This is a genomic window from Citrobacter telavivensis (genome assembly GCF_041807075.1).
Lineage (GTDB): Bacteria > Pseudomonadota > Gammaproteobacteria > Enterobacterales > Enterobacteriaceae > Citrobacter_A > Citrobacter_A telavivensis.
Map to the genome: position 1 here is coordinate 1,868,101 of NZ_JBGUBF010000001.1, position 13,205 is coordinate 1,881,305.

The 13,205-nt window shown below is 56.3% G+C and carries 11 protein-coding genes; 1 reads left to right on the forward strand and 10 read right to left on the reverse strand.

Annotated features, from left to right (window positions below; genetic code table 11):
* The 6 genes from tar to ACERJC_RS08910 form a co-directional block, all read right to left on the reverse strand.
* Positions 1 to 1,662: a methyl-accepting chemotaxis protein II gene (tar, locus tag ACERJC_RS08885; protein WP_152404060.1), complete on the reverse strand. Its 1,662-nt coding sequence runs from the start codon at positions 1,660 to 1,662 to the stop codon at positions 1 to 3.
* 81 nt (positions 1,663 to 1,743) lie between these two features.
* Positions 1,744 to 2,709, reverse strand: coding sequence for a Csu type fimbrial protein (locus ACERJC_RS08890; RefSeq protein ID WP_373671483.1), 966 nt, complete (start codon positions 2,707 to 2,709; stop codon positions 1,744 to 1,746).
* Positions 2,706 to 5,060 carry a fimbria/pilus outer membrane usher protein gene (locus ACERJC_RS08895; protein ID WP_373671693.1) on the reverse strand — a complete coding sequence of 785 codons (2,355 nt, stop codon included), beginning with the start codon at positions 5,058 to 5,060 and terminating at the stop codon, positions 2,706 to 2,708. The genes ACERJC_RS08890 and ACERJC_RS08895 overlap by 4 nt, the downstream gene beginning before the upstream one ends.
* Before the next feature lie 11 nt (positions 5,061 to 5,071).
* Positions 5,072 to 5,827 (reverse strand): fimbrial biogenesis chaperone, encoded by a 756-nt coding sequence (locus ACERJC_RS08900; RefSeq protein WP_152404054.1) that lies wholly within the window; start codon positions 5,825 to 5,827, stop codon positions 5,072 to 5,074.
* A 16-nt stretch (positions 5,828 to 5,843) separates the two neighbouring features.
* Complete coding sequence (locus ACERJC_RS08905; protein WP_178823068.1) at positions 5,844 to 6,323, reverse strand: Csu type fimbrial protein; 480 nt, start codon at positions 6,321 to 6,323, stop codon at positions 5,844 to 5,846.
* 76 nt (positions 6,324 to 6,399) lie between these two features.
* Positions 6,400 to 6,969 (reverse strand): Csu type fimbrial protein, encoded by a 570-nt coding sequence (locus ACERJC_RS08910; RefSeq protein ID WP_178823069.1) that lies wholly within the window; start codon positions 6,967 to 6,969, stop codon positions 6,400 to 6,402.
* Positions 6,970 to 7,392: 423 nt separating this feature from the next.
* Here ACERJC_RS08910 and ACERJC_RS08915 point away from each other — a divergent pair, with 423 nt between their 5' ends.
* On the forward strand, positions 7,393 to 8,661 hold the full coding sequence (locus tag ACERJC_RS08915; RefSeq protein ID WP_373671484.1) for a dicarboxylate/amino acid:cation symporter: 1,269 nt from the start codon (positions 7,393 to 7,395) through the stop codon (positions 8,659 to 8,661).
* A gap of 100 nt (positions 8,662 to 8,761) precedes the next feature.
* Here the strand turns inward: ACERJC_RS08915 and cheW are convergent, their stop codons facing one another.
* Genes cheW through motA form a run of 4 tightly spaced genes read right to left on the reverse strand, consistent with a single transcriptional unit; the run spans position 8,762 to position 13,129 of the window.
* A complete protein-coding gene (gene cheW, locus ACERJC_RS08920) occupies positions 8,762 to 9,265 on the reverse strand; it encodes a chemotaxis protein CheW (RefSeq protein ID WP_152404047.1) in 504 nt (167 codons plus the stop codon).
* A 21-nt stretch (positions 9,266 to 9,286) separates the two neighbouring features.
* Positions 9,287 to 11,308: a chemotaxis protein CheA gene (gene cheA, locus ACERJC_RS08925; protein WP_373671485.1), complete on the reverse strand. Its 2,022-nt coding sequence runs from the start codon at positions 11,306 to 11,308 to the stop codon at positions 9,287 to 9,289.
* Between the two features lie 4 nt (positions 11,309 to 11,312).
* Positions 11,313 to 12,242 carry a flagellar motor protein MotB gene (motB, locus tag ACERJC_RS08930; protein WP_152404042.1) on the reverse strand — a complete coding sequence of 310 codons (930 nt, stop codon included), beginning with the start codon at positions 12,240 to 12,242 and terminating at the stop codon, positions 11,313 to 11,315.
* The gene (motA, locus tag ACERJC_RS08935; protein WP_178824575.1) at positions 12,239 to 13,129 is read right to left on the reverse strand and encodes a flagellar motor stator protein MotA; all 891 of its coding nucleotides are present in this window, start codon (positions 13,127 to 13,129) and stop codon (positions 12,239 to 12,241) included. Before motA ends, motB begins: the two co-directional genes overlap by 4 nt.
* Between the last annotated feature and the right edge of the window lie 76 nt (positions 13,130 to 13,205).

The window sequence follows — 13,205 nt, forward strand, 5'->3', positions numbered from 1 at the left end:
TCAAAATGTTTCCCAGTTAGTATCATGCTCCATGCTTAACGAGGGCTTCTGCGCCGTGCGTGACACGTCCGCAGAAGTCCGTTCTTCTTTGGTTTTTACCGCGAAGGGACGCGCGGCAAGACGAAATGCAGACACCGCCATCGTCAGACGGCTGGCCTGTTCTTCCAGCGCGGCGGCAGCGGCAGCAGATTCCTGCACCAGCGAGGCGTTTTGCTGCGTCACGCGGTCCATTTCAGAAACCGCCAGCGCCACCTGATCGATGCCACGACTTTGTTCATCTGAGGCCGAGGCGATTTCGCCCATAATGTCGGTCACGCGGGTCACCGCATTGACGATATCGTTCATGGTCTCGCCCGCGCTCTCGACCAGCACGGAGCCGGTATCCACGCGCGAAACAGAATCTTCAATCAGCGCTTTGATCTCTTTTGCCGCCTGCGCACTGCGACTGGCCAGGTTACGTACTTCGCCCGCCACCACCGCAAACCCACGCCCCTGCTCGCCTGCCCGCGCGGCTTCCACCGCCGCGTTCAGCGCCAGGATATTGGTCTGGAAAGCAATACCGTCGATGACGCTGATGATGTCGGCAATCTTCTTCGAGCTGCCGGCAATTTCGTGCATCGTTTTGACGACGTTATCCACGACTTTGCCGCCGTGCTGCGCGGTTTCCGACGCGCTCTGCGCCAGTTGCGACGCCTGACGGGCATTGTCGGCGTTCTGTTTCACCGTCGCGGTCAACTCTTCCATGCTGGCAGCCGTTTCTTCCAGCGCCGACGCCTGTTGCTCGGTTCGCGATGAGAGATCGGTGTTGCCGGTGGCAATTTCCGTCGTGCCGGAGTAAATAGCATCCGATCCTTCGCGCACCTGCGTCACGGTCTCCACCAGCGAGCGCTGCATGTGATCGACGCTGCTGGCCAGTTCACCAATCTCATTACGTCCGGCGAAGGTCAGGGTATTGGTCAGGTTTCCGCCTGCGATTTCACGAATATGAGCGATGACCCGGGCAAGCGGGTTGAGCAGCGTTTGACGAATGCCGTACCACACCACCACCAGGATCAGCACCAGCACCACCGCCAGGATGGCGAGTTGCCACTTCGCAAACTGGTAATCGCGCGCGCTTTCATCAAACGCCTGGAGATAGAGTTTTTCGCTGACGCTGGCGTATTTGCTCTTCGCGTCGCCGAGGCCGTTTTGCATGCCCTGCGTGGGCTGTGCGAAAAATGCATCCATGTTGCCGTTTTCAAGGAACTGCACCAGTTCAGTTAAACCGGCAAAATATTTCTGGTATTTTTCGTCCACATCGCTGCTGACCTCCGCCATTTCCGGCAGAGGGGCAAACGATTTAAACCTGCCGTAATGCTCCGCCGCCTGGGCGAGCGACGCTTTCGCGCCCTTCAACAAGTCAGTTTTTGCGCTGCTCTGCTGGTTGTTCGCATCCATCATCATGCGTGCTGATGAACGGCTGAGGTTGATACGCGTTTGCAGCATCAGATCCCATGTCGAGGTCAGTTCACTTTGCTGTTGGCGTAGATCGTTAGAAATAACAAAACTTTTTTGATTCTGCTGCAAAGACGAAAACAGCAAACCACCAGATACAAGCTGTAGCAGTGCGAAAACCCCCAGCACCATCATCAGCATTGTGACAACGCGGATACGGTTAAACATAAGGCACCTTCCTGAAAACGAGTTATCAACGTTATCGGCACCCAGGATAAGAACTTTACGTTTGCGAAAGGGAAATCCAGCTCAGAAGGCGATATCCACCACCACCGTGTCGGTGTAAGTCCCGGCGGGAGGCGTGGATTGGCTGGGTAACACGACGGCGGTGTAGTTGTAGGTTCGCAGCAGACCATCGCTGCTGGTGGAGGATGAAGCGCTGCTGGTCCAGCGCTCCGTGCCGACGCTGCCCCATCGGTTGGTGGTGCTCGCTTTGTAAATTTCGTAACTCAGGCGATTGTTGCCGCTCGCCATATTGCGCACGTTGCCATTAGCGTAACTGCCATTATTAATCCCTACCGTGTAGCTGCTGCCTTTAGTGCAGGTAATCGAGACCGCCTGCGAGATCGCCGGGAAATTTTTCACCAGCGGCGCGCTGCCGAAATTGACATTCGGTGCATTAATGGTGATGCAGTCATTGGTCACCGTCAGGTTAAGCTGCATTGTGGTCGCGACCGTATTGGTTTGCGTGGTGACGCACAGTCCCAGAGCCCCCACCTGACAGATGTTGTAATAAACATTGAAATTGAGCGTCACCTGATACGGTCCGGCGCTGACGTTCTGTCCGGTGCTGGTACGAAAGAAGAGCGGCAGGGTAAAGCGTGTGGAACCTAACAGCGCTAACAGCGTACTCCCACTCCAGGTATAGCTGCTGCCGATGGCCACCTCACTGTTGCTGGCGCAACCGGACAGACCGCACAGACGAACCGGGATCGCATCCGTCACCGTGGTATTGTCCGTGCGCTTGAGACTGGCGCGGGTGCCTGCCGACACCGTTGCCCCGGTATACGTCAATGTCACCGTATCGTTATTTAATAGCCCCAGCACCACATCACATTGCACCAGCAGATTGGCGCTGGTCGCCTGCTCGATACTGTTGACAGTAAACGAAGAGACGCTGCCAAACGCCCCCGCCACGGTGTTCACGGTACAGGCCGCCCACGCTCCAGGCGCGGCCATCAGTACCAGCAACAGCAGCAGCGCGCGTCCAGTCATCCGCCCCCCTGATGACAGACCAGCGGCCCGTAGGTCTGGAGCTTATGTTCAGGATTGGCCGTCAGTGAAAAGCGGGTTTCGCAGCGCAGGCCGTCCGGCGTGACGACACGCAGTGGATTCACCGCGTCGAGATTCTCCAGCCAGACTATCCCGTCGTAACCGACCACGGCGGGCGATTTGTTATCGCGCATAACCTGGCTTGCCACCGGCAGCGCGTACCCGTTTTCATCATGCAGAATGACGCTTGCTACCCGCTCCTGTTCCATCGGGAAATCAACCAGGTATCCGCTCTGGCGACGCAGCGCCACTTTCCGTTCGGTCTCCTTCAGGCGGGTATCGGCAGGCAGATTGAGCGTGTTAATGCTGTAGCTCGCCGGGTAGTAGGCGGAGACGCCGCTTATCAGCAAATAGCCCCGATCGTTGGTGTGACCAACCGGCTGGTTTTCGTAATTGACCGGGACATCAGGGTGCCCGCCGGTGCTGACCACCACAAAGGCATCGTTGATTTTATTGGCGGCAAACAGTTGGTTTTCCATGAAGACCAGCGATCCCATCGCCTCACCCCACCAGGTCATGGCGTCGCTTTCGCCGTAAGTTCCGCCCTGTAATTCGATATTTCGATTCCGCCAGCCCAGCGTCGCCTGCTGATAATCCCGCGCCTGAGACTGGCGCGCCCATGCCAGATTCCAGCTAAACCCGCCGTCAGTCGGCATTGAGTGATTGTAATTAATGCGCTGTGTCTGACCGGCATCCGGCGTTTTCTCCATCGACACCGCCGCGCTGTCCCGCTCGCCCAGCGGGATCTGCACCGACATCGCCAGCGTCCAGTCGCCCTGCTGATTGTCGCGACTGGCAGACAGATAAAGACTGCTACTCCCCCACAGGCTCCGGCTCCAGGAAAGATTCAGCAGTTCTGTTTTCTGTGAGTCAAAACTGCGGATCCCAATCCAGGCCGCGCCGATATTGCCAAACTCACCCATGTTGAACGTCAGCGAATACTGATCGCTGCGCTGGCTTAACGAGGCCAGCGGTTGATTGTCGTTATCCACCAGCGGGGTCTGATCGTACAGCGCCAGATTGCCAAAACCGCGCTCACGACGGGAGTGCTGGGTGGCCACGCTAAATTCGGCGGTGCTGTACTGATAGCCCCAGTTAATCTGATTGCCGTGATTACCGCGCATCCGGCTTTCCGTCCAGGCGCCATTGATTACGCCAAGCCGGCCCAGCTTGACCAACGAACCCATGCCGCCCAGCGCCAGTTCTTCCGCTCCCTCGGCGTGGCCCTCAAGCGTCAGATAGTCATTCACCCCGTAGCGGTAGCTTGCGCTACCGACCGCCGGACCGTAATCAAAATTGTCGATGCCGTAATTGCGGCGCAGGCTGCCCAGCGTGACCGCCCCGTCGCTGACGCCTGTTTTGAGCAAATTACTGGCGACATAAAACGGTAAAGTCGTACTCACCTGGCGACCCAGCGCGTCACGGGTCACCAGCACCGCGTCGCCGGCACCATTAATGTAGGGCAAATTAGTGAGGGTAAACGGCCCCGGCTGGAGTTCCGTTGAACCGGCGCGATAACCGTTGATAAACAGGTCTACCGCCGTCGGCACCGCCGCCTCACCGGAAAATTCAGGCAAAGGCCAGGTCACCAGATCCGGACGCAACGAGAAGTCGCGTCCCCACGACACACCGCCCACCCGCACGCTGTTGCTCCAGCTCAGGGCGTCGCTTATCACATCCCCCACCCGCCATTGCGTGGCATCTGCCTCATGGGTCGCAGTGAACACGGTATCGTAGCGCACGTATCCGTCCTGCCGCTCGCCATCCCCGGCCAGAATGTGCCGCACGTAGCCCGTTGACGAGAGCGAACCCACATCGTTAAAAAAGCGCAACTCGTGCCAGATGGAGGCCTGGCTGTCGCCGTTTTGCGAGTGGCTACTGTAGAAGTCGTAATTAAGCAGCGCTCCGCGGCCGTTGTGCGCCTCGTTTACTCTGGCTTCACCGCCGAATGGCGTTGCGCGTTCGGGTAGCCAGTCCTGCGGTACGCTCAGCAGCAGGCGCTGCCCGCTACTGTCGTATTGCGTCGTGACCTGCGGTAAGCGCGAAACATTGACCTCGCCCTGCGAAAGGTGTTCTGCGGGAAGCCCGGCCTGCAATAGATCGTCTCGGCTAACGTAGAACTCCCCCGCCCGCTGGATCACCGGCACCACTCGCTGCGTGTCGTAATGGTTTACGATCAGCGCCAGATGAAAAACCGCTTGCTGATTGATAGCGCGGGCATCGGGCGGCGGCGGGAGCGCATCATCCCCCGACTCCGCGCGACAAATTCCGCTGGTGATAAGAAAGGTCGTCATCAGTAAGCCGCTTAGTGGGCGGGACCAGACAACCATTTGCCACCCTGTGCGTTGATTGCCGCGCTAACGTTGTTTGGATGGGTGGCTCCGGCGGGAAGCGGCCAGCGACGAGTGCTGCCCGGCAGGACGTACCCCAGCAAGCCTTGCGCCATCGTGTGCTGCGCACCGCCCTGACGCAACATCACTTTGCTTAACCGGACGTGCACATTGTTGTCATTACGCACTTCCAGTTGGGGCTGTCCGTCGGCGCGCACCACTCGCCAGTGCAGTTTCGCGGTATCCACCCGCGCATGGTGCTCCCCCTGCGGCCAGGTCTGAATTCCCTGGCCGTAGACAAACAGCGGCAGTGAATAGCGCATTTGCACCTTCAGCCCCATTTGCGGTTTATCCCCGCCGTCAGGTTGTGGGATCTCATCGACGATAATACGGTAAGCCTGCTCAACACCGGCGGGAACGGCTGACTGCTTAATCAGACGAATCAGCTGTTTACTGCCCTTATCAATACGGACAATTGGCGGGCTGGCAACCACATCCTGCTGCGGCTGGTAGCGTTCGAACCCCTCATCCTGTCGCCAGCGAACAATTCGCACCTGCATCGTCGTGGGGGTATTGCCCTGATTCTGGATCCACAATTCGGTGGCGTTGGTCTCCGCCGCCAGCCAGGGATCTATAGGCCACAACAGGATCGTTGCGGCACTGTTTGCCCCTGCTGAAACCAGCGCTGCCGTAAGGCCAAACAGCAGTCCCAAAGACGCTCGCACATGCATATCACTTCTCCCTTCGCTACCATGACAGGGTCACCGTAAGCTGATCTGAATAGTTACCTGCGGGGCTAAACCCCGTCAGCGTTGCCGCGCCAAACAGCGGTAACGCGATATTATTGCTGTCGGTGTAGACGACGGAGACCGGCTGATTCACGCCAATCTCACTGTTCGCCGCCAGCGATGACGAACTGTAGAGCCGATAGGCCACCCGCTCCGTTCCCCCCGAGCGTTGCATATTGCGCACCGAGGTATAGTTGCGTCCGCTGTCAATCGTCATGCTCAGCGCCACGCCCGGCGTGCAGGCCAGTACCAGCGCGGCATTGGGAACAAATTGCGCACTCACCCGTCGGTTTTCTACACCGCTATAGGTGCCAAAGTTCAGGGTTCCCAGCGCTGCGCCGCTGCTGGTTGTCACCGAGCAACCCGGCGTGATGGTGGCGTTTAGCTGGAAGGACTGCGTGGTGACGGCCATGACCGGCACCGTGACCAGACCGAACATCGCCAGAAAAAGGCGTAGCCGTCCCCCGCCTCCGCATGGGAAGCACGCTCTGAGGATCCTCATGACAGGGGGCGAATCAGTAAATGACGCTGACGTTAATCGTATCGGTGTAAGTACCTGGCACCACGGTGACGCTATTTCCGCCGCCCTGGATCCGGCCGTATAACGTGTAGTTGTCGACCCCGGCCGTCGTTGAGGCTTTCGGTATTGGGGCGTTATTACTGATAACGTTGTTAAAGCCGCTGTCGCTGTAGAGGCTGTAGGCCACGCCCTGGGTAGTATTGGCGGCATTCACCAGGTAACGGGCTGGCGTACCCGGCGTACCGACAACGGTACCGGGTGCCGACGAGTTGGTATTGCCGGTGATTTGCACGGTGTAGTCCGTGGTAGTGCACTGAATGCCAAAACTGTTTCCGCCTGCGGCCCCCGTCAACTGGGTGGTTAATTCCGAGAATGTGGCAGGATGGGTACCGAAATCCAGCGTACCAAAGTTAATACCGTTCTGACTGGGCGAACCATTGATCAGGCAACCGTTGGTTAAGGTCAACGTCGCCCCAACCGTCCCGCTGCTGGTCACCGCCATTGCTGAAGGCAGCGGCAGAAGGAAAATGCCAGCCATCCCCAGGAATCGGGATAATCTGTTCATCAAACACCTCCGAAAAATCGCCACGTTTAACGAAAGTCACGACTCGCATGGCGAGAAAGGTCATGCAGACCTGTAAAACAAACCGATAATCAGAAATTTAGTTTACGGATGAGAAAACGACCACTGCCGTCAGGCTTCCCCCTACGAACGGGCGATTGACGAAGAAAGCACTTACGTATCAATTGATTAACATCGTTAGCATTCTGTTTTCCTCGTTATTTGAGAGGATATATTCCTTCTTATGCGATCCAGTTCACAAAATCGCCCTCGTTAGAACACAACAAAATGAGTAAATAATAAAAAATAGTTGTAACCCTCGGCGGATTACTCCAGGTTAGGTAAGAAATGATTCAGCGGCATTAAATACACAAAACGTATATATCGCTGATAACAAATGGTTAAATTCAGCCCGAGGGATTTTTAGTGGCAAATGCAAATAAGCTCACGATATTTATCGTGATTTTCATGCTGGCAGGCATTCTGTCAGGTGCGGTTATTCACTCGTATACATCCGAAAGCGCTATTGTCGCCTGGTCGGATAACATCACGCTTCTCACCGACATCTTCTTACGTCTGATTAAAATGGTCATCGCCCCTCTGGTGTTCAGCACCCTGACCGTAGGCATTATGCGTCTTGGCGAAACGTCCACCATTGGGCGTGTAGGCGGCAAAGCGATGATCTGGTTCATTAGCTCCTCCATCCTCTCCATTCTGGTGGGCCTGTTTATTGTTACCCTGGAACAACCCGGCAGCGGACTCAATCTGGCTATCCCGAAAGAAGCGGTCGATACCGGCCTCGCCGTAGGCGGAATGAGCCTGAAAGGCTTCCTGTCGCATACTATTCCCACCAGCATTGTCGGCGCGATGGCCAATAACGAAATTTTGCAGATTGTGGTGTTCTCAATGTTTTTCGGGATTGGCGGCGCGTCGCTGGGCGAAAAATTCAATGCCCCGCTGGTAGCCGCGCTGGACGTGGTGTCCCACATCATGCTGAAAGTGACCGGCTACGTGATGTACGTCGCGCCGCTGGCGATTTTTGCCGCCATCTCCTCGGTGATCGCCACCGAAGGGTTGGGTATTTTGCTCAACTACGCCTCGTTCATTGGCGGCTATTACGTTGCCATTCTGATGACCTGTCTGGTATTGCTGGCGGTGGGGTATCTGGTACTGAAGAAAGAGGTGTTTCGCCTGGTCAGTATGCTCAAGGATCCGGTGCTGGTAGCCTTTACCACCAGCAGTTCAGAAGCGGCCTATCCAAAAACGCTGGAGCAACTCACAACGTTTGGCTGCTCGCGCAACATCGTCTCTTTCGTGCTCCCCATTGGCTACTCCTTCAACCTGGTCGGCTCAATGGTCTACTGCTCTTTTGCCTCGATGTTTATCGCTCAGGCCTACAATATCCACCTGTCGTTTGCCGAGATCAGCGTCCTGATGCTCACGCTGATGCTGGCGTCAAAAGGCATTGCCGGCGTCCCGCGCTCCGCGTTGGTCGTGCTGGCGGCAACGATTCCGAGCTTCAATATTCCGGTCGCCGGGATTTTGCTGCTGATGGGTATCGACCATTTTCTCGACATGGGCCGTTCCGCTATCAATGTGTTAGGTAACGGTATTGCCACGGCGATGCTGGCACAAAATGAAGGTTTGCTGGAAGAGCGTGATGAGGAAGAAGTGTCGCAGAAGGTCGAAGCATAACGGAGGCGGTAATTGCCGGATGGCGGTGTAAACACCTTATCCGGCCTACAACACATTCAAACTGTCGGCCGGATAAGCATAGCGCCATCCGGCGGTCAGTTTATGCAACGTGAGAAGCGGCCATATCCAACAGCGCCATTTCGTCACTGTTCAACAGTTTCTCAATGTTCACCAGGATCAGCATCCGGTCGCCCAGCGCGCCAAGTCCGGTCAGATATTCCGTCGACAGGGTCACGGCAAATTCCGGTGCCGGGCGGATTTGCTCCGCGGTCAGTGACAGCACATCAGACACGCCATCCACCACGATCCCCACCACGCGCTGTCCCAGATTAAGCACAATCACCACGGTGTTATCGTTATAGTCGACATCGCCCTGGCAGAACTTCACGCGCAAATCGACAATCGGCACAATCACGCCGCGCAGGTTCGTTACCCCTTTGATAAAGGAAGGCGTGTTGGCAATGCGCGTGACCTGATCGTAACCACGGATCTCCTGCACTTTCAGGATGTCGATGCCGTATTCTTCATCTCCCAGCGTAAACACCAGGAATTCCTGACCTGACGGCTCGCCGGCCAGTTTGCTTACATTTGTCATACCGGTCATATTTTACCCTTTCTCACTCAATCAGGCGGCGGTGATCGCCATACGTTGTTCGCGATTTAAACCCTGCAGGGCGGAGACATCCACAATCAGCGCGACGCTGCCATCGCCCAGAATCGTGGCGGCTGAGATACCCGGCACTTTGCGATAATTGCTCTCCAGGTTTTTTACCACCACCTGGTGCTGACCAATCAACTGATCCACCAGCAGCGCGTAACGGCGACCGCCGCTTTGCAGGATCACCACGATGCCCTGGGTGGCCTCGGTTTTTGCCCCTTCCACTTCGAAGACTTTCCACAACTCAACCAGCGGCAAATATTCGCCGCGCACTTCCAGCACGCGCTCGCCTCCGGCTAACGGGTGCAGATCATCGTCACGCGGCTGCAGGGATTCCATCACCGCATTCAGCGGCAGAATAAAGACTTCGTCGGCCACGCGGACGGACATACCGTCGAGGATAGCCAGCGTCAGCGGCAGCAAAATGCGGATGGTGGTGCCGGTTCCCTGTTTCGACTGGATTTCAACATGGCCGCCCATCTCCTGGATGTTACGTTTCACCACGTCCATGCCCACGCCGCGTCCGGAAACGTCGGTAACCTGCTCGGCGGTCGAGAAGCCAGGCGCAAAAATCAGCATTCCCACTTCGTCATCGGTCATGTTTTCATTGACCGCCATCCCCTGGGAAATGGCCTTCGCCAGAATGCGTTCACGGTTCAGTCCGGCCCCGTCATCGGTCACTTCGATGCAGATATTACCGCCCTGATGCTCCGCCGACAGGATCAGATTACCCACCACATTCTTACCGGATTCCATGCGTTTTTCCGGCAGTTCGATACCGTGGTCGAGGCTGTTACGCACCAGGTGAGTTAACGGATCGATGATGCGTTCAATCAGGCTCTTGTCGAGTTCTGTCGAGCTGCCGACCAGCGTCAGTTCAACCTGCTTGCCGAGTTTGCCCGCCAGATCGCGTACCAGACGCGGGAAACGACTGAACACGTACTCCATCGGCATCATGCGAATCGACATCACCGATTCCTGCAGATCGCGGGCGTTACGTTGTAACTGACCCATGCTGGTGATGAGATCGCCGTGATTCACCGGGTCGAGTTCATTCGAACGCTGAGCCAGCATTGACTGGGTGATCACCAGTTCACCGACCAGGTTGATAAGCTGATCGACCTTCTCCACCGCCACACGAATGCTGGTGGATTCACTCGCGCGCGCCGGTTTTTCCCGCTCTGCGCGTCCGGTTTGCGCTTCACCCGCAACCGCGCTCACCGCAGGAACCGCGACGACAGATTGTTCGACGGCAACCGGGTCAGCCACTTCCGCCTGCACCACAGGTGCCGTCGCGGTTACCACTTTCTCAAAGGCAATCTGATCGGCTTCAATCACAAAGCACAGCACGGCGATAACGTCGTCTTCTGCAATGTCGCCGTCAAGCGTTGCCGCAAGGCTGTCTGCGCCTTTGACCACATCAGATAAGGTGGTCAGATTGCCCAGTTCTTCTTCCAGCAGCGCCACTTCATTGGCCTTCAGGCGCGAGAGAACAATGCGCAACTTCTCTTCCTGGGCTGCAACAGCCTCTTCAGGCGTCGTGTTGTCGACCACGCTCAGTCGGGCATTTGCCACCACCGCCGGCGCGGTTTCACCTTTCGCTTCCAGCGCTAACTGGCGTAATGCCGTGCAGATGTATTCGAAGCTGGCGGCGTCCGGTTCTTCCGAACTTTTATAGGCATCGAGCTGTTCCTGCATAATATCTTTCGTTTCCAAAAACAGGTTGATAATGGCGGTATTGAGCTGCATCTCACCGCGACGCGCTTCATCCAGCAGGTTCTCCATCAGATGGGTGGTTTCCTGCAAAATGGTAAAGCCGAAAGTGCCGGCTCCCCCTTTGATGGAGTGCGCTGCACGAAATATGGCATTCAGTTGCTCGGAATCCGGCGCCTCGGGCACCAGATCGAGCAGATGTTGCTCCATGTCAGCCAACAACTCGTCAGCTTCATCAAAAAAAGTCTGATAAAAATCGCTTATATCCATGCTCACGCTATCACCTCGGATTGGCTGGTGGCGATGTGGGAACGCTTACCTGCGGACTGGCCTCAGGCTGTTGTAATACACTTACCGGCTCGTTCTGGCTTTCAGCGTTTTCATGCAAAATGGCCTGCTCGGACTGTTTGTTCAGCACCAACAGACTGATTCGGCGATTGATGGCATCATCCGGACCGCGATCGCTCATGCGCATCGTGGCGGCCATGCCGACCACCCGTAATACTTTTCCGTCATCCAGACCGCCCTGCACCAGTTCGCGCCGCGACGCATTGGCGCGATCGGCAGAAAGTTCCCAGTTGCTGTAGCCCTTTTCACCGCTCGCGTAAGGGAAATCGTCGGTATGCCCGGACAAGCTGATACGGTTTGGAATACCATTCAGCACTGGCGCGATCGCCCGCAGGATGTCACGCATGTACGGCTCAACCTCGGCGCTGCCGGTCTTAAACATCGGGCGATTCTGGCTGTCGATAATCTGAATACGCAGCCCTTCCTGCACCAGGTCAATCTTAAGGTGAGGACGCAACGCCCGCAGTTTAGGATCCGATTCGATGAGCTGATCGAGGTCGCCGCGCAGCTTGCTCAGGCGATTTTGTTCCATACGTTTTTTCAGTTCATCAATGTTCGGCTGCTTGTTCACTTCACCCTGTTGCTGAGTGAAGTCGTCGCCACCGCCGGGAATCGGACTCTGGCTGTTGGAAATTCGATTCCCTCCCGTCACCGCCGTTGCCAGCGGGGTACGGAAATATTCGGCAATCTGAATCAGTTCTTTAGGGCTGGAGATAGAAATGAGCCACATCACCAGAAAAAAGGCCATCATGGCGGTCATAAAGTCAGCGTAAGCAATCTTCCACGATCCGTGTGCGCCGCCGCCATGTCCCTTATGTTTGCGCCGTTTAACGACGACGATAGGATGAGACCGATTCTTCATGCGCCCTCAGTCGTCGTCTGTTGCGGATTCGGATTTTTCACTGCGCGAACATGCTCTTCCAGTTCAATGAACGACGGACGTTCGCTGGAATACAGTGTTTTACGTCCAAACTCGACGGCGATCGGCGGGGCGTAACCGTTCAGATTCGACAGTAATGTGATCTTCACGCACTGCATCATTTTGCTGGTTTCCGCACTCTTCTGGCGCAGGACGCTGGCGAGCGGCGAAATAAAACCGTAGGCCAGCAGAATGCCGAGGAATGTCCCCACCATCGCGTGGGCAATCAGTGAACCGAGCTCTGCGGCAGGTCGGTCCGCTGACGCAAGCGCATGTACCACACCCATTACCGCGGCAACGATACCAAACGCCGGCAGTGAATCCCCCATCAGGGCCAGGCTGTTGGCCGGCACTTCCGATTCGCTTTCATGCGTTTCAATCTCTTCGTCCATCAGCGCTTCAATTTCGAAGGTATTCATGTTGCCGCTGATGATCAGGCGCAGGTAATCGACGATGAACTCCAGCATCACCGAATCGGCCAGGATACGCGGGTAGCTGGCAAAAATCTCACTCTCTTTTGGGTTCTCGATATCGCGCTCAAGCGAGAACATTCCCTGCTGGCGAGACTTGGCCATCAGGCGATAGAGCAGCGCCAGCAGATCCATATACATCGCTTTGGTGTATTTCGAACGGCGAAACAGTAACGGCAACGCTTTCAGCGTCCCCTTGATGGCTTTACCGTTGTTGCCCACGATAAATGCCCCTATTCCCGCGCCACCGATGATGACAAATTCAGCCGGTTGATAGAGTGCCCCCAGGTTTCCGCCGGTCATCATGTAACCACCGAAAACTGTACCAATAACCACCAGGTAACCTAATAAGATAAGCACGACATCATCCTTCCGCTGTTGACTATGACAGGACGTACAGTCGGGGCGTTAACACGTCGGCGAGGCAAAAAAAAGC